Annotated in this window: 21 protein-coding genes; 11 read left to right on the plus strand and 10 right to left on the minus strand. The window is 70.3% G+C overall.

The window, feature by feature from the left end:
• Positions 1–200: 200 nt before the first annotated feature.
• Positions 201–1,124, minus strand: coding sequence for a rhomboid family intramembrane serine protease (locus BJF86_RS06990; protein ID WP_075817676.1), 924 nt, complete (start codon positions 1,122–1,124; stop codon positions 201–203).
• A 16-nt stretch (positions 1,125–1,140) separates the two neighbouring features.
• The gene (locus BJF86_RS06995) at positions 1,141–1,659 is read right to left on the minus strand and encodes a peptidylprolyl isomerase (protein ID WP_022923435.1); all 519 of its coding nucleotides are present in this window, start codon (positions 1,657–1,659) and stop codon (positions 1,141–1,143) included.
• An 819-nt stretch (positions 1,660–2,478) separates the two neighbouring features.
• On the opposite strand from BJF86_RS06995, the gene BJF86_RS07000 reads away from it, so the two are divergent.
• The 4 genes from BJF86_RS07000 to BJF86_RS07015 all read left to right on the plus strand — a co-directional run bounded on the left by BJF86_RS07000 (position 2,479) and on the right by BJF86_RS07015 (position 6,741).
• Positions 2,479–3,315, plus strand: a complete 837-nt coding sequence (locus BJF86_RS07000) for a hypothetical protein (protein WP_075817678.1) — start codon at positions 2,479–2,481, stop codon at positions 3,313–3,315.
• Positions 3,316–3,379: 64 nt separating this feature from the next.
• On the plus strand, positions 3,380–4,480 hold the full coding sequence (locus tag BJF86_RS07005) for an acyltransferase family protein (RefSeq protein ID WP_075817680.1): 1,101 nt from the start codon (positions 3,380–3,382) through the stop codon (positions 4,478–4,480).
• Positions 4,420–5,469: a hypothetical protein gene (locus tag BJF86_RS07010; protein WP_075817682.1), complete on the plus strand. Its 1,050-nt coding sequence runs from the start codon at positions 4,420–4,422 to the stop codon at positions 5,467–5,469. The genes BJF86_RS07005 and BJF86_RS07010 overlap by 61 nt, the downstream gene beginning before the upstream one ends.
• Positions 5,470–5,523: 54 nt before the next feature.
• Positions 5,524–6,741, plus strand: a complete 1,218-nt coding sequence (locus BJF86_RS07015) for an ATP-grasp domain-containing protein (RefSeq protein ID WP_075817684.1) — start codon at positions 5,524–5,526, stop codon at positions 6,739–6,741.
• On the opposite strand, the gene BJF86_RS17440 is transcribed toward BJF86_RS07015, so the two are convergent.
• Positions 6,641–7,873, minus strand: coding sequence for a hypothetical protein (locus tag BJF86_RS17440; protein ID WP_143553719.1), 1,233 nt, complete (start codon positions 7,871–7,873; stop codon positions 6,641–6,643). The two genes, BJF86_RS07015 and BJF86_RS17440, sit on opposite strands and share 101 nt — an antisense overlap.
• Between BJF86_RS17440 and BJF86_RS07020 the strand changes: the two genes are divergently transcribed.
• The 3 genes from BJF86_RS07020 to BJF86_RS07030 all read left to right on the plus strand — a co-directional run bounded on the left by BJF86_RS07020 (position 7,818) and on the right by BJF86_RS07030 (position 11,719).
• Positions 7,818–9,008, plus strand: a complete 1,191-nt coding sequence (locus tag BJF86_RS07020; RefSeq protein ID WP_083652774.1) for an alpha/beta hydrolase-fold protein — start codon at positions 7,818–7,820, stop codon at positions 9,006–9,008. The two genes, BJF86_RS17440 and BJF86_RS07020, sit on opposite strands and share 56 nt — an antisense overlap.
• Before the next feature lie 33 nt (positions 9,009–9,041).
• The gene (locus tag BJF86_RS07025) at positions 9,042–9,599 is read left to right on the plus strand and encodes an NYN domain-containing protein (RefSeq protein WP_075817688.1); all 558 of its coding nucleotides are present in this window, start codon (positions 9,042–9,044) and stop codon (positions 9,597–9,599) included.
• A gap of 131 nt (positions 9,600–9,730) precedes the next feature.
• Entirely contained in the window at positions 9,731–11,719 is a 1,989-nt protein-coding gene (locus BJF86_RS07030) for a cell wall-binding repeat-containing protein (protein WP_075817690.1), read from the plus strand.
• Between the two features lie 29 nt (positions 11,720–11,748).
• Here the strand turns inward: BJF86_RS07030 and BJF86_RS07035 are convergent, their stop codons facing one another.
• Positions 11,749–12,342 carry a helix-turn-helix domain-containing protein gene (locus BJF86_RS07035; RefSeq protein ID WP_075817692.1) on the minus strand — a complete coding sequence of 198 codons (594 nt, stop codon included), beginning with the start codon at positions 12,340–12,342 and terminating at the stop codon, positions 11,749–11,751.
• Between the two features lie 18 nt (positions 12,343–12,360).
• Between BJF86_RS07035 and BJF86_RS07040 the strand changes: the two genes are divergently transcribed.
• From BJF86_RS07040 to BJF86_RS17445, 3 genes are all read left to right on the plus strand, one after another.
• Complete coding sequence (locus BJF86_RS07040) at positions 12,361–13,071, plus strand: AzlC family ABC transporter permease (protein ID WP_075817694.1); 711 nt, start codon at positions 12,361–12,363, stop codon at positions 13,069–13,071.
• A complete protein-coding gene (locus BJF86_RS07045; RefSeq protein WP_075817696.1) occupies positions 13,068–13,379 on the plus strand; it encodes an AzlD domain-containing protein in 312 nt (103 codons plus the stop codon). Before BJF86_RS07040 ends, BJF86_RS07045 begins: the two co-directional genes overlap by 4 nt.
• 98 nt (positions 13,380–13,477) lie before the next feature.
• Entirely contained in the window at positions 13,478–14,434 is a 957-nt protein-coding gene (locus tag BJF86_RS17445) for an alpha/beta hydrolase (RefSeq protein WP_158068386.1), read from the plus strand.
• A gap of 14 nt (positions 14,435–14,448) precedes the next feature.
• Here the strand turns inward: BJF86_RS17445 and BJF86_RS07055 are convergent, their stop codons facing one another.
• From BJF86_RS07055 to BJF86_RS07065, 3 genes are all read right to left on the minus strand, one after another.
• Positions 14,449–14,700 carry a helix-turn-helix domain-containing protein gene (locus tag BJF86_RS07055; protein WP_075817698.1) on the minus strand — a complete coding sequence of 84 codons (252 nt, stop codon included), beginning with the start codon at positions 14,698–14,700 and terminating at the stop codon, positions 14,449–14,451.
• Positions 14,700–15,167 carry a DUF2975 domain-containing protein gene (locus BJF86_RS07060; protein ID WP_075817700.1) on the minus strand — a complete coding sequence of 156 codons (468 nt, stop codon included), beginning with the start codon at positions 15,165–15,167 and terminating at the stop codon, positions 14,700–14,702. The genes BJF86_RS07055 and BJF86_RS07060 overlap by 1 nt, the downstream gene beginning before the upstream one ends.
• A gap of 532 nt (positions 15,168–15,699) precedes the next feature.
• Positions 15,700–17,160: an IS1634 family transposase gene (locus tag BJF86_RS07065; RefSeq protein ID WP_143553726.1), complete on the minus strand. Its 1,461-nt coding sequence runs from the start codon at positions 17,158–17,160 to the stop codon at positions 15,700–15,702.
• 462 nt (positions 17,161–17,622) lie between these two features.
• On the opposite strand from BJF86_RS07065, the gene BJF86_RS17450 reads away from it, so the two are divergent.
• On the plus strand, positions 17,623–18,303 hold the full coding sequence (locus tag BJF86_RS17450) for a hypothetical protein (RefSeq protein ID WP_143553721.1): 681 nt from the start codon (positions 17,623–17,625) through the stop codon (positions 18,301–18,303).
• A 1,193-nt stretch (positions 18,304–19,496) separates the two neighbouring features.
• Here the strand turns inward: BJF86_RS17450 and BJF86_RS07070 are convergent.
• From BJF86_RS07070 to BJF86_RS19770, 3 genes are all read right to left on the minus strand, one after another.
• A complete protein-coding gene (locus BJF86_RS07070) occupies positions 19,497–20,495 on the minus strand; it encodes a hypothetical protein (protein ID WP_143553722.1) in 999 nt (332 codons plus the stop codon).
• A gap of 102 nt (positions 20,496–20,597) precedes the next feature.
• The gene (gene mobF / locus BJF86_RS07075) at positions 20,598–22,913 is read right to left on the minus strand and encodes a MobF family relaxase (RefSeq protein ID WP_158068387.1); all 2,316 of its coding nucleotides are present in this window, start codon (positions 22,911–22,913) and stop codon (positions 20,598–20,600) included.
• Positions 22,853–23,326: a relaxase domain-containing protein gene (locus BJF86_RS19770; protein WP_143553723.1), complete on the minus strand. Its 474-nt coding sequence runs from the start codon at positions 23,324–23,326 to the stop codon at positions 22,853–22,855. Before BJF86_RS19770 ends, mobF begins: the two co-directional genes overlap by 61 nt.
• Positions 23,327–23,430 lie beyond the last annotated feature (104 nt).

Genomic DNA, 23,430 nt, shown 5'->3' on the forward strand with positions numbered 1-23,430 from the left:
AACTTCATCCTGCCCACATTGCCCGCTGCACGCAAGCTCCCGGTCAGAGGGCTGGACGGCTCTCCCCCGAGCACCTGGAGGCAAGACCGCCGACCCCCGGGCAACCCGTCAAACAACTTCAGACGCGCGACACTAGTTGTCCACAGCCCGTCCCCAGCATGGGGATAACGACACCGGTGTAACTCGGGTCTCCAGGGACGTCAGGCGGCGTAGCCGAAGGCCATCGGTCCCATGACCTGCCACAGCCGGACCCCGGCCAGGAGCAGGATCAGCACCAGCATCCCGGCGAGGGCCGGCCAGGCCAGCGCCCGACGACGGGTCGCCTCCGGCGAGCGACCGGGTGCCGAGGTCAGGACCAGCAGACCGCCGATCGCGGCGCCCGTCACCGCACCACCGACGTGGGCCTGCCAGGCGATCCCCGAGACGAAGAAGGGCAGCGCCAGGTTGACGCCGATCATGACGAGCAGGCTCGTGGGCACGGTGCCCTGCCGTAGCGCCAGGACGACGTAGAGGAACAGCAGGCCGAAGATCGCGCCCGAGGCGCCCACCACCGGACGGATCCACCCCGGGTCGGGGCTCGCGAGCAGCAGCACCCCCGCCGACCCGCCGAGGGCGCACAGCACGTAGGTGACCGCGAACTTCGCCCGGCCCAGCGCCTGCTCCAGCATCGGCCCGAAGGCGAAGAGGATGTACATGTTGAACGCGATGTGCAGCAGGCTCGAGGGCAAGTGCACGAAGGCGGTGGTCAGCAGCCGCCACGGCTCGACGCCCGCCAGGACGCCGACGAAGGCCAGCTCGCGGGTGACGACAGGGTTGGCGAGCTGACCGACATACACCAGCACGCACAGGCCGAGGAGGGTCCAGGTGACCACGGGGCGACCGGCCTGCGCCGGCGCCCCGAAGCGGGTGCGCGCCACCGGGGCGCCGCGCGAGCCCTCGCGCACGCAGTCCACGCACTGCACGCCGACCGCGGCCGGCCGTTGGCAGTCCGTGCAGGTGGGCCGCTCGCAGCGTTGGCACCGGATGTAGCTCGTCCGGTCCGGGTGCCGTGGGCACACCGGCGGGCCCCCACCCTGGGTGCCGCGCGTCCCGTCCGGGGGCGGCGCGGCAGCGGGCTCGCTCACGGGTCCCCGGGCCTGGTCAGCCCTCGACGCTGACGCGCTCGATGACGACCGGCTCGACCGGCTTGTCGCCGGCCCCGGTCGGCACCGCGGCGATGGCGTCGACGACGTCGCGCGAGGCCTGGTCGGCCACCTCGCCGAAGATCGTGTGCTTGCCCTGCAGCCAGGTGGTCGGCTCGACCGTGATGAAGAACTGGGAGCCGTTGGTGCCCTTGCCCATGCGCTTGCCGGCGTTGGCCATCGCGAGCATGTAGGGCTGGGTGAAGTCGTGGTCCGGGCTGATCTCGTCGTCGAAGGTGTAGCCCGGGCCCCCGAAGCCCTCGCCGAGCGGGCAGCCGCCCTGGATCATGAAGCCCGGGATGATGCGGTGGAAGGCGAGCCCGTCGAAGAACGGCTGCGGGTTGGTGCGCCCGGCGTCGTCGGAGTACTCCTTCTCGCCCGTCGCGAGCCCGGTGAAGTTGGCGACCGTCTTGGGTGCCGCGTGCTCGAAGAGCACCAGCGCGATGTCGCCGTGGTTGGTGTGCAGCGTGACGTTCATGCCTCCCAGTTTCGCACGATCGGTATGCCGCCCGCGCCGCGCCGTGGCGCAGGCAGGGTGAGGTGGAGTTCGTCAGCAGGACAGGGCAGGATGGGGCCCAGACCGACAACAGGAGGGACAGCACGTGTTCTTCAAGACCGATGCCGAACGTGCCGCCGCGCAGGCCAGCCGTGCCCGGCAGGACGCCACCGAGGCGGGCGCCAGCGCCGCGTCGGGCGCCCGCAACCTCGGGGCGGCCGTCCTGGCCACCCTGGCCGAGGTGACCGCGCCCAAGGACGACACCTCGGGCCGACGGCACGCCCAGAAGGCCCGGGCCAAGGCGCTCAAGGCCGCGAGCAAGGACCGCGCCTCGGCGGCGAAGGCTGCCGAGCAGGCCCGCGCAGCGGCCGGCGAGGCCCGCAAGCACGGCCGGGCGGCCGCCGAGAAGCAGGGAGCCCAGGCGGAGAAGCGTGCCGCCAAGCTCGCCAAGGACACCCGCGCGCGCGGGAACAAGACTGCCAAGAACCTGCGCAAGCAGTCGGAGTCGTGGCGCGAGCAGGGCGGCCACGCGGCCGAGGCGCTGCGCGACCGGGGTTCCGAGGCCTGGCAGCGGGCACGGGAGACCGGGCCGCTCGGTGAGGCCGCCGCCGCGAAGGCCGGTGCCGGCGCGGCTGCGCTGGCCGGGCTCGCCGCCACCACCCGCGACCGTGCCGTGGCCGGTGTCGACCACGGCATCGATGTCGCCGTCCCGCGGGCCCAGGAGGCGTCGCGGGGCTGGCCCCGACCGTCGACCACGTCCGGGACCTCATCAACGACGAGTTCCTGCCCAAGATCCAGGAGATGCTCGCCGAGGTGCAGTCCGGCAAGGACCGCCTGCTGGCCCAGGAGGAGGGCGTCGTGGCCACCGTCACCGGCGCTCCCAAGGCTCCGCGGCGCAAGGGCGGCAAGCTCATCGCCCTGGGGATCCTCGCCGCCGTCGGCGCCGGCGTGGCGTGGTGGCTCTCGCAGCAGCAGAGCCAGCCCGCCGCGGACCCGTGGGCGAGCAAGGACGGCCGACCCGACCCCTGGGCCGGCAGCACCACCTCGACCGCGTCCACTCCCTCGACGACCGCGACGACCACCGGTGCGGTGGGCGGGGCGGCCGGGGCCAGCACCATGGAGGGGGAGACGACCGTGAGCAACGACGGCCAGGCGCGCATGCTCGACACCGAGCAGATCGACGACCTCGGCACCGAGACGCCGAGCTCGGTGGAGGAGCAGGCCGTCGGCGAGTCGCCGACCGAGGAGATCCAGTCGCACGCGAGCACAGCCACGACACGCTGCCGCACGGTGCCGACGACAACGACGACGACGGCGACGGCGACGAGCGACCCGCCTCCGTCTGAGAGCACGTCCACGAGGCGCCCATCCCCACCGGGTGGGCGCCTCGTCACGTCCGGGCGACCGCCTCGCGACACACCGTCGACCTCCCCGAACAGCGCGCACGCCGCACCTAGATTGGTCGCCAGCGGCCCTCAGGTCAGCAGGTCAGGTCGACGAAGGAGGTGGCACGGCAGATGTCGCTGCCCGCCTCCCACCCGGACCGGGACGATCTCGACCGCCACGGTGCCACCGACGCGAGGGGTATGCCCAGGGCGACCCCGAGCACGCGCCCGCCGCACCTGCCCCGGGCGGTGAGCGGGCGCTCGTCGACCCCGGCGGCCTCCCGTCGAGCAGCCCGCCGGTCACCGGGTCGACGACGGTGCAGGGCGCCTCGACGGAGGCGCTGCTCGCCGCGCCGACGGGCACCCGACGCCCCCGCCGCCGCGGCCGCGGACCTCGTGACGTCGATCCGCGCCCCGGGCAGATCCCCGGCCTCGACGGGCTGCGGGCGCTGGCCATCATCGCGGTGCTGGCCTTCCACTTCGTCCCGGCCGCCCTGCCTGGCGGCTTCCTGGGCGTCGACGTCTTCTTCGTGGTGAGCGGCTTCCTCATCACCACCCTGCTGCTGCGGGAGATCGACGCCCGGGGGCGGGTCGACCTGCTGTCCTTCTGGCGCCGACGGGCCCGCCGCCTGGTGCCGCCCCTGCTGGCGGTCGTCGTCGTCAGCGTCGTGGCGGCACGCCTCGTCGGCGGCGACCTGCTCGTCGGGATCGTCCGGCAGACGGCGGGCGCCCTGACGTTCACCAGCAACTGGCTGGAGATCGCCGCCGGCGCGAGCTACTTCCAGAGCACCAGCCCGATCCTCTTCGTCAACTTCTGGAGCCTGGCGGTCGAGGAGCAGTTCTACCTGCTGTGGCCGCTCACGCTGGTCGTGGTGCTCGCCTTCGCCCCCAGCACCCGGGCACGGGTCGGCGCGGTGGCCGCCGCGGGTCTGGCCTCGACGCTGCTCATGGCCGCGCTGTTCACGCCGGGCTCGGACGCGACCCGCGTCTACTACGGCACCGACACCCACCTCGTCGGACTCATGGGAGGTGCGGCCCTGGCGCTGGCATGGGCCGACCCGACGCACCGGGCAGGGCTGCGCTCGCGCAGCTGGCGCCGCGTGCGGGGCCCGGCAGTGCTCGCCGCGCTGCTCACCCTCGCAGCCCTGGTGCGCTGGAGCAGCGAGGACTCCGCACTGACCTTCCGGGGCGGCATCGCGCTCGCCTCGCTCGCCACCGTCGTCCTCATCGCCGGCCTGCTCGAGGCGCCCTCGCCGTGGCGGCGGGCCATGTCCCTGCGGCCCCTGGTGTGGCTGGGTCGACGTTCCTACGGCATCTACCTCTGGCACTGGCCGGTGCTGGTGATCGCCGGCGCCTCGTGCCCTATGCCGCCGGCACCCTCCGTGGGGCCGGCGTCCTCCTCGGTGCGCTGCTCCTGACGCTGGTGCTGGCCGAGCTCTCGTGGCGCTGCCTGGAGGTCCCGGTGCGCCGACGCGGCATCCGGGCCAGCCTCGGTGACACGGTCCGCTGGTTCACCACGGGGTGGCACCGCAGCAGGACGCCCCGGCTCGTCGCCGCGGGGCTCGCGGTCCTGCTCGTGGGCACCGTGGTCGCCCTCGTCACGGCCCCGGAGAAGTCGGCGACCCAGCGCCAGATCGAGGAGTCGCAGGCCCGCATCGACTCCGGGGCTGACGCGGCACCCGCGTCGGGCGCCTCGCTCGCCCGCGACGCCGCCGGGCTCGGGGCGACCCTGGGCAGCATGCCTGCCGCGGGAGCCACCGCAGCGGACGGTGAGTCCTCCGACGAGGAGGCCGCCGGCGGCGAGGGCACGACAGAGCGCGCCGATGACGGCGAGGACTCCGACGCCGCCCCGGCACCCGCACCCGGTGAGGTGCAGGTGGGGGAGTCGACCTTCCACCCCGACGAGGACGGTCTGCTCGTGCCCACGGGGTCCGAGCTCACCGCGATCGGTGACTCGCTGGTCGTCACCAGCGCCGACGGCCTCAGCTACCGCTTCCCCGACACCAGCTACCTCGCCCAGTCCAACCGGCGATGGGCGGAGTCCGTGGAGGTCGTCACGGCCGGGGTGGAGGCCGGCGAGGTCCGCGGCAACGTCGTCCTGCACCTCGGCACCAACGCCGGGGTGGACGAGGCCGCGCTGCGCTCGGTGCTCGACACCCTCGGGCCGGACCGCAACGTCGTGGTCATGGACCTCTACGTCCAGGCCTCCTTCACCGAGGAGTCCAACGAGACCCTCCGCGCCGTCGTCGCGGACTACCCGCAGGCCGTCGTCGGAGACTGGAACGCCACGATCAGCGAGCAGCCCGAGGTGCTGCAGAGCGACCGGGTGCACCCCGACATCGACGGTATGCACGTCTACGCCGAGGTCGTCGCGCGCGCCTTCGACGAGCTCGCCCGGCGGGAGTGAGCGCACCCCGGACCCGATCCCCGCGCAGCGCCAGGATGTGGCAGGCTCGGACCCGTGAACATCGTCCTCGTGGAGCCGCACTTCCCGAAGAACCAGCGGGAGTTCGCCCGGGCGCTGGCGCAGGCCGGGGCCAACGTCATCGGCATCGGTGAGACCCCGCTGGACTACCTAGACGACCAGCTGAAGTCGTGGATGGTCCACTACGAGCAGGTCGGCTCGGTCACGGACCGCCACGCGATGACCGAGGCGGTGCGCCGGGTCCAGGGCATGGTGTGGGTGGACCGGCTGGAGTCCACCATCGAGTCCCACCAGCTCGTCGCGGCGCACGTGCGCGAGGATCTCGGCATACCGGGCACCTCGGTGCGCACCACCTGGCTGTGCCGCGACAAGCCCTCGATGAAGGAGGCGCTGCGCGCCGCCGGGGTCCCGACCGCCGCCTCCACCGGGGCCGACGACGCCGACCAGGTGCGCGACTTCGCCGCAGCGGTCGGTTACCCCCTGATCCTCAAGCCGCGGGACGCCGCGGGCGCCGCCGACACCGTCCGGGTCGACTCGGACACCGAGCTGGCCGCCGCGCTGGACCGGATGGGCGGCTACTCCTCCATCGCGGTCGAGGAGTTCATCGAGGGGCACGAGGGCTTCTACGACACCGTCTCCATCGACGGGCGGATCGCGGTCGACTTCGCCTCGCACTACTTCCCCGGCGTCCTGGAGGCGATGCGCACCCGCTGGATCTCGCCGCAGTTCATCGCCACCAACCGGATCGACGGCGGCGGCCTCTACGACGAGATCCGCGAGATGGGTCACCGGGTCAACGAGGCCCTGGGCATCGGCACCTCCGCCACCCACATGGAGTGGTTCCACGGCCCGAAGGGGCTGAAGTTCTCCGAGATCGGGTGCCGCCCGCCCGGCGTCGGCTGCTGGGACCTCTACTGCGCGGCCAACGACATGGACGTGTATGCCGCCTGGGCCCAGTCGCTCGTGCACGGCGAGGTGCGCGAGCACGCAAGCCGCAGCCACAGCGCGGGCATCGTGGCGCTGCGCCCGGACCGGGACGGCGTCATCACCGGCTACAGCGGGCTCGAGGACATCGAGAACCGCTACGGCCGGTGGATCATCGACGCCCACGTGCCGGTGGCCGGCACGGGGACCCAGCCGGTCGAGGCCGGCTTCATGGCCAACGCGTGGATCCGGATGCGGCACCCGGACTTCGACGCGCTCCGGGGGATGCTCGACGACGTGGGGCGCACGGTGCACGTCCATGCCGGCTGACGCCGACCGGCACCTCGCCGAGCGCGGCGCGGCACCCTCGTCCCCGCCCCGCATCACCCTGCTCGGCCCGCAGCGCCACCCGCAGCTGGACCGCGTCATGGCCTCGCTCGACCTGGACGGAGCCGGGGTCGCGACCATCACCGCCGGCTGGCGTGACCGGGAGCACGACGACGCGCTGCTGGTCGAGCAGCTGGGTGGGCGGTGCGTCAACCTCGGCCTCTGGCAGCGCATGCAGCAGATCTGGGAGGCCGACCCCGAGCTGGAGCAGGCCGACCGGCGGCGTCGCCAGGTGCTGACCGAGATGCAGGAGCTCTACCTCATCGGGCTGCGGCACGCGGTCGACGCCCTGGGCCGCATCCGGGCGCACGAGCCACGCGACGAGCGGGTGCACCGCATGGCCCTGGAGGACGTGCTGGGCATCATGCGCGACCTGGACGAACGGCACGTCCGCCGGGTCGCCGAGCTGCACCAGGAGTTCTACGCCCGGCACCGTCCGGAGGAGCGCGACGCCGTGGTGCGTGGCCGCGCCGAGGTCGGTGCCCTGGTCGAGGGCTGCGACGTGGTGGTCATCACCGGGGGGCACGTGGGGGTGCTGCTGGGCACCCTGCACATGTTCAACCTCGCGCCGGTCCTGGCCCACCCGGTCGAGGACGAGACCGACCCGAGCGGGGTGCACGCCCGGGTCCACCGGCCGGTCATCGCCTGGGGTGCCGGGGCGATGGCCCTCACCGAACGGGTGCTGCTCTTCTACGACGACTCTGTCATCGCCCCCGGTGTCGCGGAGATGCTCATGGACGGCCTCGGGCTGACCCGGGGTCTGGTCGCGCTCCCGTCGGCCGCGGACCGCCTGGCGCTCGACGACCCCGGCCGCATGACGACCCTGGTGAGCCGGTGCCACCCGCGGGTCCCGCTGCCCCTCGACCCGGGCGACAGGGTCGACCTCACGCCGGAGGGCCGACTGCCCCAGGGCGCCCGGGTGCTCGGCCCCTCGGGCCACCCCGTGCGGCACCTCGACCCCGGTGCCACCGACCGTTCCCCCGGCGCCGCCCCGGTCGACCCGCGCGGGAGGAGTGGTCGTGAGCCAGCCCCAGACATACCCCATGCCGCCCCGGCACAAGGGCAAGCTGGCCATCAACGCGCTGCGCGCCCGTCGCCTCGACGAGGACGTCATCACGCGCTTCCTCGCCGAGCACGAGGTCCCGGTGGTGGAGGGCGAGAAGTGCACCTTCCTCTACCGCGGACCCGCGGACGCGGTCGCGGTGCGCCACCGGATCGTCAACCAGCCGCAGCACGTGCCGATGAAGCGGCTGGACGTGCCCGAGGGCGTGCAGCCGCTGTGGTACGTCACGATCGAGCTGCCCGCCGCGTCCCGGGTGGAGTACCAGATCGAGGTGCGGGTCGGCGAGGCCGTCGAGACCTTCAACGACCCGCTCAACCCGCACGTCGCGCACAGCCCCGTGGGGTCCTCCAGCGTCTGCCAGGCGGCCGGCTACGAGACCCCGGAGTGGGTCGTGCCGCAGCCGGACGCACGTGCCGGGGAGCTGATCGACCTCCCGCTGCCGAGCCGGGCCCTGCGCCGGACCACGCACAACCGGGTCTACCTCCCGGCACGCTTCCGCCGCAGCAGCCACTACCCGCTGCTGGTCGTGCACGACGGCGACGACTACCTCACCTACACCGCGATGCGCACGGTGCTGGACAACCTCATCCACGACCTGGACATGGCAGAGACCATCGTCGTCTTCTCCAACCCGGGCGACCGGCTCCGGGAGTACCCCAACTACGCCCCGCACGCGCGTCACCTCACCACGGAGCTGCTGCCCGCGATCGAGGAGCAGCTGCCGGTGATCCGCCGGGCCGATGCGCGCTGCCTCATGGGCGCCAGCTTCGGTGCGGTCGCCTCGCTCTCCACGGCGGCGCGCGATCCCGGCGTGTGGGACAACCTCTTCCTGCAGTCCGGGTCCTTCGTCTTCACCGACATCGGATCCGACCACGGTGGGGGGCCGGCCTTCGACCCGGTGGTGAAGTTCATGAACCGCTACCGGGAGGAGCCGCAGCGCGTCGCCGAGCGGATGTTCATCACCTGCGGCGTCTACGAGCCCCTCATCGTGCCCAACCGGTCGATGGTGCCGGTCTTCGAGTCCACCGGCGCCCGGGTGCAGTACGTCGAGTCTCGCGACGGGCACTCCTGGGAGAACTGGCGCGACCGGCTGCGGGACGGCCTGTCGTGGATCTTCCCGGGACCGCAGAAGTTTGTCTACGAATAATCCGATATACCGAAAGAAAGCCTGAGGTCCCTCATGGGCCAGCTCACCTACCTCCTCGTGGACGGGGAGAACATCGATGCCACGCTGGGCAACTCCATCCTCGGGCGCCGACCACAGCCCGAGGAACGGCCGCGGTGGGACCGGCTGCTCACCTTCACCCAGGACACCTGGGGACAGGACGCCACGGGGCTGTTCTTCCTCAACGCCAGCAGCGGCCTGCCCATGTCCTTCGTCCAGGCGCTGCGGGCACTGGGCTACACCCCGGTCCCGCTGTCCGGCAGCGCCGAGGAGAAGGTCGTCGACATCGCGATCCAGCGCACCCTGGAAGCGCTGCAGCAGCGCACCGACGACGTCATGCTCGTGAGCCACGACGGGGACTTCCTCGAGGCGGTGACCCCCCTGCTCGACGGCGGGCGTCGGGTCGGCCTCATCGCCTTCGAGGAGTTCCGCAACTCCGGCTTCCACCAACTCGTGGCGCAGGGCATGGAGTTCTTCGACCTCGAGCACGACACGCGCGCGTTCAACACCACGCTGCCCCGGCTGCGGATCATCCCGATCGAGGAGTTCGACCCGGCGATGTTCCTGCGGTAAGCGCAAAGATGCAGTTCAGAAGGTATGGGTTTGGCAAAGAGTAGTGAACTCGTGGGGCTGATGAGGCTATCGTGACCCGGTCCCCCTGACCGCGTCACCGTCGGCCGCCGTGCTGACCCAGGAGCTCTGCCATGCGCCCATCCCGAGGACTCGTCCTGTCCGCCCTCGCCGCGGCCTCGCTGCTCGTGCCGGTCACCTCCGGCACCGTCGCCGTCGCCGACGAGACCCGGAGCGTCGACGGCGCGGAGCACCGGTCGACCGACCTGGAGCCGGTGCGGTCCGCGACGTCCACCGACGGCCAGGACGTCCTGCGCGGCACGCTCGCGCTCGACCGGCGCGAGGTGACCGTCATCGGGATGCGCTGGACCGGTGAGCCGGAGGCGGGGGCACGGATGCGGCTGCACGACGGGAAGGAGTGGGGTGACTGGACCTCGCTGGAGAAGGGCGTCGCCACCGGGCCGGACATGCAGGCCACCGGGGAGTGGGGGACCGAGGCCTCGATCGTCCTCGACGCCGACCAGGTCCAGGTCGAGCTGTCCTCGCAGGCGCAGGACGCCAGCGTCGAGACGTGGACCACCCGGGTGACCGCGCAGGACGTGGCCCAGGTCGAGTCGATGCCCACCGCCGACGCCGCCAGCGAGGGCGTGATCATCGGCCGCCGCGCCGACTGGGCCGGCGACATGGACCTCATCCCCAGCTCCGGGCCGGTCCTGGACCGACCCAAACTCGGCGTGACGATCCACCACACGGCGACGGACGCCTACTACGCGCCGGAGGACGTGCCGGCCATCCTGCGGGCCGTCTACACCTACCACGCGCGCACGCTGGACTGGCGCGACGTCGGCTACAACGCCCTGGTGGACCGCTACGGGCGGGCCTGGGAGGGCCGCTCCGGCGGACTGGAGGGCAACGTCCAGGGAGCCCACTCCTACGGCATGAACGCCGACTGGTTCGGCCTCAGCAGCCTGGGCAACCACGAGATCAGCCCGGTCCCGGCCGCCGAGCTCGGCGCCCTCTCGGTCACCTCGGCCTGGGTCCTGAACCAGCACGACGTCGAGGTCACCGACACGGTCACCTACACCAACGACTACCTCGGCTGGACCCGTCAGCTCCCGGCCTTGCACGGCCACCGCGACGTCTACGCGACGAGCTGTCCCGGGTGGCAGCTCTACCAGCTCTTCGGCACGCTGCGCGCCCAGGTCGGCGCACAGCAGGCGCAGGACCGCTCCGCGGTGCAGCGCATCGGCGGTGAGAACCGCTACGCCGTCGCGGCCGGGCTCGCGCAGGAGGCGGCGGTGCACGGTGCCCGGACGGCATACCTCACCCAGGGCACCGAGATCGCCGACGCCCTCGGCGTGGGACCGGTGGCGAGCCGCGACGACTCCTCCGTCCTGCTCACCCGCACCGAGGCGCTCCCGAGCCAGACCCTGGCGGCGCTGGAGGAGCTGGGCACCGAGGAGGTCGTCGTCGTCGGGGGCGAGACCGCGGTCTCGGGACAGGTGGAGACCACGCTGCGGCGCCAAGGGTATGCCGTGCGCCGGGTCGCGGGGGCGAACCGCTACGACACCGCCGTCCAGCTCAGCCACGAGCAGGAGTGGTCGGGTGACACCGTCTATCTCGCCAGCGGCAGCAACCTCGCCGACGCGCTCGGCGGAGGGGCGGCCGCGGCGCACACCGAGGCGCCGATGCTGCTGACGCAGCCCACGACGCTGCCGCCGGTGACGGCCGAGCGGCTCGCCGAGCTGGCGCCCTCACGGGTGGTCGTGCTCGGCGGGACCGGCGCGGTGGACGACGCGGTGCTGCGCCAGGCCCAGCGGCTGCTGCCGGCTGCCTCCGTCGAGCGCATCGGCGGCAGCAACCGCTACACCACCAGCGCGCTCATCGCCGAGGACACCTTCGAGGAGGCCTCCAGTGCCGTCGTCGCGGCCGGGAGCGCGCCGGTGGACGCGGTCGCCGGGACGCAGCTGGCCGCAGACCGCTCGGCGCCGCTGCTGCTCACCCGGCAGAGCTGCCGCACCAGCTCGGTCGACGAGGTCTACGACTCGCTCGGCATCGGGCTGTCCCGGCTGGCCGGCGGCTCCGGCGTGCTCGCCTGGGACGCCGGCGCGCGGACCTGCTGACCCGCCTGCCTCCGCCCGGGCGGCAGCTCTCAGCGCTGCTGGGACACCATCACCGCGCTGGTGCCGACCTCCAGGGCCTCGAAGACGTGGTCGACGTCGCCCGGGTAGCGCAGGTAGTCGCCGGGTCCGAGCTCGGTCGGGTCGTCCTCCGCGCCGGCCCGGGCGCGGCCGGTGATGAGGACCACGTGCTCGACCGTCCCCGACGCGTGCGGGGCCGACACCTTGACCGCGCCCGGCTCGGCGTCGATGCGGTAGAGGTCGCGCCGCACGTTCGGCGGGCTGTGCGACAGGACCAGGGCGCTGTAGTCCGCGAGGTCGGAGCGGGTCGGGTCACCGGCTCCGGCGCGCACGAGGGCTCGCTCCGGCTGCGGCGGGTCGATGAGCGCCGAGAACGGCACCCCGAGGACGGTGGCCAGCGACCAGACCGTCTCGACGCCCGGGTTTCCCTTCCCGGCCTCGAGCTGCGACAACGTCGACTTGGACAGACCGGCCCGCCGGGCGAGCTCGGACAGGCTGAGGCCGGCGCGGTCGCGCTCGGCACGCACGGCGGCGGCGAGACGGCCCACCGCCTGACCACGTTCACCAGAATGGTCGAAATGTTCGGTTTGACGAACGCTGCTCATGCTCTGCATCCTAGCGGTATGCCCGCCGCCACCGCCCTGCTGCGTGAGAGCCCCGCCGCCCGCACCGGTCTGTCGATCGCCGTCGCGACCGGTGCCTACGGCGTCTCCTTCGGCGCGCTGGGCACCGCGAGCGGGCTCGGGGTCCTCGAGGTGTGCGCCCTCAGCCTGCTCACCTTCTCCGGTGGCTCGCAGTTCGCCTTCATCGGGGTCATCGCCGGGGGCGGCTCTGCGGCGTCCGCGGCCGGGGCGTCCACGCTGCTCGGGCTGCGCAACGGGGTCTACGCCATGCAGATCAACGCCCTGCTGCGGCCCCGCGGTTGGCGCCGCCTCGCCGCGGCGCACGTGACCATCGACGAGTCCACCGCCACGGCCCTCGCGCAGGAGGACCGTGCGGAGCAGGCGCGCGGGTTCTGGGTCGCCGGCCTCGGCATCTTCCTGCTCTGGAACCTCACGACCCTCGTCGGCGCGCTCGCCGGCGACGCGATGGGCGACCCCCAGCGCTGGGGCCTGGACGGTGCCGCGGTGGCAGCCTTCCTGGGGCTGCTCTGGCCCCGGCTGCGAGGACGCGAGCCGTGGGCGATCGCCGCGGTCTGCGCGGCGGTGACGGTGCTGTGCATACCCCTCGTGCCGCCGGGCGTGCCCATCCTCGTGGCCGCCGCCGTCGCCGCCACGATCGGCTGGCTGCAGCTGCGCCGGGAGCGCACCGCGCCGACGGGGGTGGGGGCGTGACGCTGTGGCTGTGGATCCTCGGCGCCTGCGCCCTGGCCTACCTGACCAAGCTCAGCGGCTACCTCGTGCCGCAGCGGGTGCTGGAGTCGCCGGCGATCATGCGCATCTCCGCGTGCATGACCGTCGGGCTGCTCGCGTCCCTGGTGATGATGAACGCCGTCGCCGACGGGCAACGCCTCACGCTCGACTCCCGCGTGCTCGCCCTGGCGGCCGGGGTGGTGGCGCTGAAGCTGCGGGCACCCTTCCTCGTGGTCGTCGTCGCCGGCGCGGTAGCCGCCGCGCTCGGCCGGCTGGCCGGGCTCCCCTGACCCGACCTGGGCAAGGCTATGCACGAGATGCACCGTCGAGACGGGTGCCTGACGTGCACGACCTTGCCCAGGCTCCCGGGCGGCGTGACAATCACCGGGTGACCGCGACGACGGCCCGTCGGGTCTCCTCTATCCCGCTCCTCCTGAGCGTGGCGGCCGTGGCGGTCGCCGGGTGGATCTGGCTGACCCGCCCGGGCGTGCTCCTGGCCGGGCACCCGGCCTACCCGGTCGCGGTCACGCTGGTCGGCGCAGGCGGCCTGGTCCTGCTCCCGCTGGCGCTGCGCCGGGCGGGCAGCGGCAGGGTCGGCGCAAGACCGCGCTGGCTGCGGCTGCTCGGCAGGGGTGTCCTGATCCTCGGGGCGGTGCTCGTCCTCGGGGTGCTGGTCTGGCTGCGGCCCTTCGGGGCGTCGCCCGAGGCGCTGAGGCTGCTGGCCGGCACCGACGCCGTGACCGTCACCGACAGCCCCACCCGGCTCACGCTGACGCCGAGCGGGGAAGAGGTGACCGGCGGTCTGATCTTCCAGCCCGGTGCCCGCGTCGACCCACGCGCCTACCTGCCCCTGCTGAGCGACATCGCCGCGCAGGGTCACCTCGTCGTCGTGGTCGAGCAACCCTTCGGGATCGGCTTCACGGCCCTCGGCGCACCCGCCGGGGTGATCGAGGACCACCCACAGATCGAGCACTGGACCGTGGGTGGGCACAGCCTGGGTGGCGTCGTCGCGTCGCGGTATGCCGAGGACCACCCCGACGAGATCGACGGGCTGCTGCTGTGGGCGTCCTACCCGCTGGGCGATCTCCGCGGGCGCGACGACCTCACGGTGAGCACGATCTACGGCAGCGAGGACGGGCTCGCCCCGCCGGCCGACGTCGAGGCCGGCCTGGCCGACCTGCCCCCCGACACCCGCGCGGTCGAGATCGAGGGAGCCGTGCACTCCTACTTCGGTGACTACGGTGAGCAGCCCGGGGACGACAGGCCCGGTGTCTCCCGCGAGGCCGCCCAGACGCAGATCGCCCGGGCCACCGCGGACCTGCTCGACTCCGTCGAGAACGGCTGACGCCGACCTGGGCCTCACCCGGAGCGGTCGGCCTGCACCACTGCTGCCGGGCCGACGCTGAGCAGCTCCCCGACCTCGCAGCCGAGCACCTCGCAGATCGCCGTGAGCGTGGAGAACCGGATGGCCTTGGCCCGGTCGTTCTTGAGCACCGAGATATTCACCGGCGTGACGCCGACGGCCTCGGCCAGGGCCGCGACCGTCATACCCCGGGCGGCGAGGAGCTCGTCCAGGTGGCACACGACCAGGTGCCCCTCCTCGGGTGGCATCAGACCAACCCGTCCACGTCCGCGCGCAGCTTCGTGCCGTTGGCGAAGGCCTGGGCAATCGCTGCGAGCAGCAACCCTGCGACCATCCATCCGAACGAGAACTCGACAGCGAGGACGCGCACATCTCTGGCCACGAGGATCTCCGCCGTGGCGACCGCTGTGACGAAGTCGGCCACGATCGGCACCACCACCAGCAGCAGTGCCATCACTCTCAACCGCCCCACATTGACCCGGGTGAAGGGCTCCCCACGGCCCATGTCCCGCAGCAGACCCGTCACCAGGACGGCACCCCAGACCATCGCGGCCAGGGACAGCACCTGAGGGGCCATCAGCAGGGCGAAGTGGCCCGCCAACACGCCGTCGACCAGCACCTGTGCATCCGGCATCCCCACCACACGCCCCGTGCCTGCGGCACCCGCGTCGACCTCGAGTGGGACGCCCACGAGGGTGACCTGCCGGCGCAGCATCCAGTCCAGGCTGATGAAGAGCCGTATGCCGCCGACGCACCGACGGCCAGCCAGAGCACCGCGGTCGTCGCGATCTTGTCGGCCCGGTCGAACCGTGCCCAGTCCATGCCGCGTCGCTTCTTGTCCGTCCCCACGATGGTCCTCCCTGACTCGGACGCCCCTGCTGGGGCATATCGTTTATCGATGGTATCGACAAACGATATGTCGCGCAAGGAGGGGCGAGCGGTCATGAGGACGGCCCGACCGCTCAGGGCGGTAGGGGCCGTCGTGCTCGGGTGGAGGCGACCGGACTCGAACCGACAACCCTCTGCTTGCAAAGTCCACGGATGGAGCGCGGAAGGGCCCATACCCCCGCATCTTGGAGCCTTGAGGAGCGACCTAGCGCATACATTGCGGAACTCACTGCAGTACTCACTTGGGGTACGCCACGTACCCCAGTCTCGCCTGCCTCTCGCTCGGATGGGTGGTCCTGGCCACGCGAGCGGTCTGCGCCCCCAACCGTCCCTGTCCGTTTGACCTGCCTTCGGCCATTTTAGTGCGCTTGTAACCGGCCCTTGATGGCGTCGAGGGTCTGGGCGAGGTCGGCGGGGACGGGGTCGACGGCAGTGATGGTGTGCTCACCCGCGGCGATCGTGAAGGTTCGGTACCTGCGGGCGGTCTTGACGAAGCGCTTGATCGACCAGCCGGTGACCTGCTCGATCCAATGGGCGACGGCCATCGCGGCGAAGACGATGCTCAGGTGGGCCTCGATGGAGTCCTGCTTGCGGTGATAGATCGGCCGGGCGCGCAGGTCGGACTTGGCCATCCGGAAGGATCGTTCGATCTGGAACAGGCGCCGGTAGGACCCGATGACCATCTCTGGGTTGGGGTCGGCCACGTTGGTGACGTAGGCCTTCCACCCCGCCAGGGACTTGGCCTTCTCCTCCAGGGCCCGGTTCACCGAACGGCTGCCGCCGGAGAGCTGAACGAAGCGGTTGCGCTTGACCGAGGCCTTGCCGGCGACGGCTGCCTCGGCCTTGGCGACCTGGGCCTCGATGCCCTTGATCGTGCGCCGGCCACGGTCGTGGGCGTACTGGTAGAAGGTCGTCACGTCCTTGCCCTTGGTCGAGGGCCCGCCGGGCCAGCGCGCGGTCAGGGTGAGCCCGTCAGGGATGTCCTGGTCGGGGTGGTCCGTGCGCCACTGGTCGATGACGTAGGGGACGCGGGGCATCTTCGCGCCCAGGATGTACGACAAGCCGGCGGCTTCGATCGCGGCCATGTTGGCCTCGGACACCATTCCGGCGTCGGCAACGATCACGACGTCAGACAGGCCGTGGGTGTCCATGAACGACCGCAGCGTCGGCAGCATCGTCTTGGTCTCGGCCTTATTGCCTTCAAAGGCGTGCACCATCAGCGGGAACCCGTTCGCATCCGAGAGCAGGCCGACGGTGATCTGCGGCTCCAGGCGCCGCTCCTTGCTGAACCCTGGTTCGCGGAAGCCGTCGCCCTCGTCGGTCTCGAAGTACAGCGTCGTGACGTCGTACAGCACCAGCGTCGCCGGACCCAGGTTCACCTGGGCCGCGCAGGCCGCAGCCAGCTGCTCACGGAACCCGATCGCCGAGTACAGGCGCAACCGGCGGGTGATCGTGCGGTCCGAGGGCGGGGTGATGCCGGCCTCGGCGATCACGCGAGGAGCATCCGCCTTGGAGGTGGGCTCGATGATCCGCGCCAGCACCAGCTGGCGGAACACCTCATCGCCGACCGCGGTGTCGAAGTCGAGGGCGTCGTACGCCGCCGACAGCGAGTCCCACAGGTGCCCCATCCGTGAAGACGTGATGTGCAGCGGCCCACCGGCCGCCGCCGGCGGCTGGAGCCCCAGGTCCAGCTCGCCCTGCCCCGCGAGCAGCTTCTGCCGGCCCGCAGCCTTGAGCAGCTCGACCTCAGCGTCCGTCGCGGCCGAGCCCAGGTGCTCGATCCGCCTCGAGCCCTTCGTCGAGGACCACACAATCTGCACGGCCGTCTTGCCCGAGGCCGTCTTCACCGTCCGGACGTAAGCCACCGCGCCACTCTAGTGACCCCGATTAGTGCACACCTTCCGCACCACCCAGCACCGAACCAGCAGGTCAGCGACCTATCCGATTCTCAAGCCTCACGAAGTGGCCGAAGTCAGGCCAACCGTCCCTGTCCGTTTGACAATCGCACAGCCACACCACCTGTCCAGCCCTGGAACTGCCCACTCCAGACATGAACAACCCCGCCTGAGACCTGACTCCGCCCTCGACACCGAAGGACCCCGTCAGGCTGCTGTTGGCTGCAGCCACTAGGCTTCCCGCATGTCGTCATGCGAACTCCCAGCCTCGTCGCCTACAGTTACCTCATGACCGGGCAGGGACGACCGGAGGACCTGCAATTCTCGCAGCCTCCCGTCAGAAGTACTCGATTGACTGTACGGTGTGACCAAAATCGGATGATATCGATGAGCGATGTTGCTCCTCTAATTGACACCTGGGCTACCGACTACGGGACGCTTGAAGAAGAAGTACCCGACCCAGAGGCCATGGAGCGTTTAAGGTCGAAGGACACCCCTCGGGACTGGCCCATGCCAGCCGTGCGGTTCGTCAATCAAAGCGGCACTGAAGCCATTATCGTTCAAAACGGACGATTCGATATTGAATGGACCTTCGCCTCCGATACCGAAGGAGCATCCCTCTACCCCGGTTACGACGCCCTTGAAAGCGAACTACAGAAGCGCTTTGACGAATATCGCGATCGCGTCCGCATCCGCGGTCTGGACATCACGCCATATGGCGCCGAGTGCCGGTATGAAAACCCTTTACCGGAATGTAGCGCCGCTGAGGCTGCTGTAGGGGTTCTTACTCAATGGTCAGGAGAACCAGCCGTGTATCTCCCTGAGAACGGCTACGTCGGTGTCCGGCTACATGGATGTGCTGACCCAGCGAATAATGATTGCTCATCATACATTGCCGTTGATGGAGACCCCGAGGCGGTGCCGATTTTGTCTATTGTGGTAGAGAAAATGGATGCTGATGGCACACGCCCCCTGGGTGGCCTCCGGCAAGCACACGATGAGCTCATTGATCTCTTTTTTCAGTACACAAGTTCAGAACAACACGAGAAATGGGGCATGGAGCGATGAGCATAACTGCAGGTTGCAATACTCATCCCAGCATCCAACCCGCCTCAAAATACGGGTACAGTCTGGGCTTCAATACCCGCCACCAAGAATTCTCTGCAGTCAATCGCGTGGACTTGTACGCTTACCAGAGGGCACATCGATTCTTGGGCCCCAGAACTCTTAGGTTCCCGAGGAAAGGGTCGTGGAGCGAGCGGCCCTTGCTGACGCGCTACGCCGGGCCGGGCCCTTCAACGTTCGCCGATTTGCGGCGCCTTGCGGCAGACGCGTTGGGGCCAGGAGGCCTACCTGAAACAGTCCAACGGCACATCATCAACTTTGTCGCGGAAGTGACGCAACCGAGTGATGTTCCTCCTTCTGTTGGTGTGGAACCAGACGGCACGGGAGTTTTGCACTGGCTCGCAGGTGAGACGTCGTTGGTCGTCGACGTTGAAGAGTCTGGCCCGGTCTATGGCTGGCTGAAGTGCGGCGCAACGACTCGGAGTGCCACGGAAGAGCGCGAGATTTTAGTCTTGGCAAGTCTCGGTGTTCGCGAAGTTACTCGAATCACCGACGAACGGAATCCGAGCTGGCGCAGTTCTGAAGGCTAACGCTTTGCAACGTGGGGAAGACGAGACGCCTGTTCCGAACGATCATGAGGTTCTACGCAGGATCAAACGAAAGCCAGACATGTTTTCCTGTGATCGCTCTACCAAGCCGTGGCTGGTTAGGCCTGGACCGGCGGCCTTTAGCGACGCAGAGGAGCGAGGGCTATCAGTTCACTCGATAAATGTTCTGGTGAACAGGAAGCGGGATCTGCAGACAGTTTACGACGACGACATGTTTGCCTCAGTTCGCTTTTCTGCAGGCATACCGATAGAAGCTGGGGTGTCTGTTATTTGGACCACTCCAACAACTGAGCAGGATGCCGATGAGGACCGTCGCGCGGCACACGCCGATATAGACGTCGCGTCAGTTGAACGGCACGCTTGGCGGGCAACTCGGAATACCATACTCGCAGCTAGCGAATGGGTGCAGCCCTGGAGACCGGGAAACTTGCCTCAATAACTAGATCTGGTCACATCGCGGCGGCACCGTTGGTTGCGCCAACGGACACCGAGAACCCATCTTTCGTAAACCGTCATAGTCGTGCCTGAAATCGCCCACCTTTTTTTCTGACTGTAAGCAATTGCCATCAATCTGAAATTTGATTCTGCTCATCGAGAAGGCGAGTTGCGGATCTGGCGAGAATCTCGCTGAACACGCATATGCTGCTCGGCCCGTCGCCGGCCCGTTCCAGGAGCGTAGTGGGCAGCGCCCGCTGGCAGCGTGGATGGCAGCCCCCACTCCAGCCGTCGGTTGAGGTGGCTCTGGTGCCTGGCTGGCTTTGGTTCACGTACCAATGGGCCCGTGGGCCTCGGGTCGGTGGATGGGATGTCGTAGACAGCGCGCCAGACAGCCAGGTCGCCGATGAGCTGATCGTCAACGTCTGGCGGTAGCGGCTGCTGCCAAGGCACACGGTCGCACGCACCGAAGTGCTGGGCCTCCTCGACGACGTAATGCTGCAGGTCGTCGATTTGCTGAGTGAGGCGGTCGAGGTAGTCGCCTGTCTCTTTGTCCTCGCGCAAGGCGTCTGGAACGTTAGGCAGCCAAGGCAGGGGCGGATCCCGGAACGCCGGTGGGGTGTGGTCCGCGATTCGCCAGGCGAGGGCGGCCGCAGGGTCGTCAGCCTCGATGAGGGACTGAGTGCCGCGGTACCAGGTCGCCTGCTCGACGACCGTCTGTGGTGGTATGCCATCGACCCAGCGGAGCGCGAGCTGCCCCCGCAAGTGCGGGTAGGCCGACTGCTCGGTGAGGCCGGGCATCCACCGCTCGAGTGCGTCGTCCAGCGCGGCCATGCGCTCCGGGCCGAGGTGCTGCTGGGCCAGGACGGGCAGGGCGTCCTGGTAGGCCAGCACCGCATGGCGCAGCATCTGTGCTGCGTCGCCTCGTTCAATGGTCGTGGCCGAGTGGGCGCGCCCGTCCCGGGCGAGGATCTCGGTGAGCACCTGCCGTGGCTCCACCGCCGTGTCCTCGACCTCCAGCCCGACATCATCCCCCGGGGTGGTGGTGGGTGTGCCCAGGTAGAGGTGGTTGGTGTCTCTGCCACGAGAGAGCGCCACATAAAGGGCTTGTCGGTTCTCAGTCCCTGCCAGGACGGTGTGGGTGGTGTCCACGGTCGCGCCCTGGGCGCCGTGGATAGTGCTGGCGTACCCCAGCTGCACATGTTCGGCGACGTAGTCGGCCGGCAGGGTGAAACGAGCAGGCTCCGTAGTCCGTCAGGCGTAGTGGCGTTCAACGCTGATAGCCCCGTCGGGGTGGACGGCGGTGACCCGCCACCGGTCCCCGTTCTTCACCCACGACCCGCCCCCCGCACGCAGAGTCCGGTCGTTACGACGCGACACCACGGTGTCACCCTCACCGGCACTGGTGCCGTCGCCCAGGGTCACTTCAAGCCCTGACGACTTCTCGGCGGTGTCGAGGCGGTCTTGGCGGGCGAGGTGGTTCAGCTCGCGCACGGTCTGTCGGTTCGCGGCCAGGAGCAGGCTCGACAAGCCCCCCTGCTGGTCGGACTTCCAGGCCGCGAACGCGTCGTTGGCCACCTCAGCGGTGTCACCGGCGTGGACCCGGTTCCGCGCGAGGTAGTGGTCCAGGGCGACGGGGTCGCCGTCGCGGATAGCGAGGGTGGCGGCGCCTTCGGCGGGATCGGTGAACCGGTGCAGCTCGGTCAGGGTCGCGGTGGTGCCGTGTGCGTGACCCTGCTCGGCGAGGTCGTGGAGGACGCCGCCGGCGGCAACGGCCGCCAGCTGCTGGTGGTCCCCGACGAGGCGCACGCTGGCGCCGGAGTCGATGACATGGCGAATCACGGCAGTGAGGTCGCGGGTGCAAGCCATGCCGGCCTCGTCGATGACCACCAGCGTCCCTGGCCCGACCGTACCGCCCATGGCGGACGGCGAACCCTTCCCGGGTGAGGCACCCGCCGCGTCGTTCTCGTGCAGGTGCTTGGCGATCGTGTCGGCAGGGATGCTGCTCGCCCGGGCGAGTTCGTCAGCCGCGACCGCGGTAGGCGCCAGACCCATCACCGTCCCGCCGGAGGCCTCCCACGCGCGTGCTAGTACCCGCAGCGCCGCGGTCTTGCCGGCCCCCGCCGGTGCCAGCGCGACCTGCACCCGGCACCCGCTCGTGGCCAGGCTGCGGACCATCGCGGCCTGAGACCGGTCCAGGCCAGGACCCTCTGCGTTCGCGGCAGCCAGGGCGGTCTCGACTGTGTCGGGGGCCACTTGGCGGCCGTCGCGGCGCAGCGCGAGTGACAACAGCTCGTCCTCGGCGGCCAGGATGTTCTTGGAGGTGTAGGCCTGGCTGCCGTGCACGATGTGGGCGGACTGTCCGTCCGGGCGGCGCAGCAGGCCCGGCTCGCCCAGCTGTGGCGGCACCCCGACCGGCACCGAGAAGCGGTGCAGGACCCACCGTTCGACCTCCCGGGCGTTCTCCTCCAGCTTGTCCAGCGGCACGTCTGCAGCCCGGAGCTGGCGTTGGGTTTCGGCGCGCACGTGCCACACCTGCCACGTCGCCCGCGACCCCTCCAGCACCGACACCACTCTCGCAGCGAGGATCTGCGGACGCGCCGCCCTGCTGCGCTCCGCCGGTGTGCGCCCCCAGGGCGCCCCCACCCGCGGACCTGCGGCAATACCCGGATGAGGGCCATCTCCCTGGTTGCACCCCCAGCGTCCCGGGGTGCGCCCCCACGCCGACCCCACCACGCTCTCGACCATCCCCTCCGGGCTGCGTCCCTCCCGGGCGAGCACGGCGGCCGCCTGCGACCACCAGGCCTGCCGTTGCTCGGCCTCGGAGCGGGGTTCGTGCTTGCCCGGGCGGGTCTCCAGATTCGCCTGCTGCGCCAACGCCAACGACTCCACCACTGTGGGCGCCCGGCCGTGGTGGACCCTGAACGCGGCCGCGAGGTCTCGCTGCCGGTTCTCGATCACTTGCCGCCTCGACGACCATGCGGACAGCAACACGGGGTCGATGCCGTCGATCTCTCGCACCGCGCGCTTCCCCTCCGGTGAGGGACGCTCGACGAACCGGACCCCGAGGCGCTGCACCAGTCCGGCTTCTAGGTGGGTGTTGTAGTGCTCGGAGGCCATCACCTTGGCCTTGAACAGCATCCGCCCGTCCAACGTCAACCACCGTCCGCCCTCCTCCGGCAGCGACTGCACCTTGTTCGACACCACGACATGCGTGTGCAGGTCCGGGTCCCCGGTCCGGGAGTCACGGTGGTCGAACGCCGCCGCCACCAACCCGACCACGGGCACCTGACGAATACCGCCCTTGCCCACCCTCGTGAACGCGACCTCGCGCTCAAGCAGGGCCAGGGTCGAGCGGACCGCGTCCTTGTGCGCGGCCTCCACCTGCTTCGCGATGCTCGGACTGGCGAGGGCCCACAGGGTCGAGACCGACTTCACCGGTGAGAACGTCAGGTCGAACCCCGCCACCGGAACCTGCGTCGGCCGCGAGGCCCGCGCCACGAACCTCGTCAGCTCCCTCTCGTCCACCGGAGCCCGTCCGTGCCGCTCCTCGAACGCCTCGCGGGCCACCTGGGTACGGATCGCCGCCCGCTCCTGCGCCGGGATGGCGGCGTTCCACGCCAGACCCCGGCTGGTGTTGTGCTCGCTGACGCCCGCGCCGTCATCTGCCGCAACGTGGTGGCGTCGAACGTCGGGAACGCCCGACCCAACCCGCCCCAACCCTTCGCTGCCGCCCTGAGCTCCTCCGAGCGGGGGTGGCGGCCCTGCCCGAACAGCAACCGCATCTGCTCCTCCGTCACCACATCCCCGACGGCGAGGTCGAGCCCGGTCAGACCCGTCCCCAACCACCGCCCCGGTGTCTCCCCCTTCTCCTCGTAGTACGACGCCAACCCCGCCTGCCTTCGCTCAGTCGCATCGTGCTGAGCGACCTGGCCCGTCAGGTACGTGTAGCCACTCCCCGCGGCCAGCTTGTGCAACGTCATCACACTGAGGTGTTTCAGCGTTAATGTCCGCTTCGGGCGGTCGGATCAAACCACATCCGGGTCTTCTGGATTGGGTTGATTCTTCCTCTGGTCTCGGTGGTAGG

Source organism: Serinicoccus sp. CNJ-927 (assembly GCF_001942435.1).
In the GTDB taxonomy this organism is placed as follows: Bacteria; Actinomycetota; Actinomycetes; order Actinomycetales; family Dermatophilaceae; genus Ornithinicoccus; species Ornithinicoccus marinus.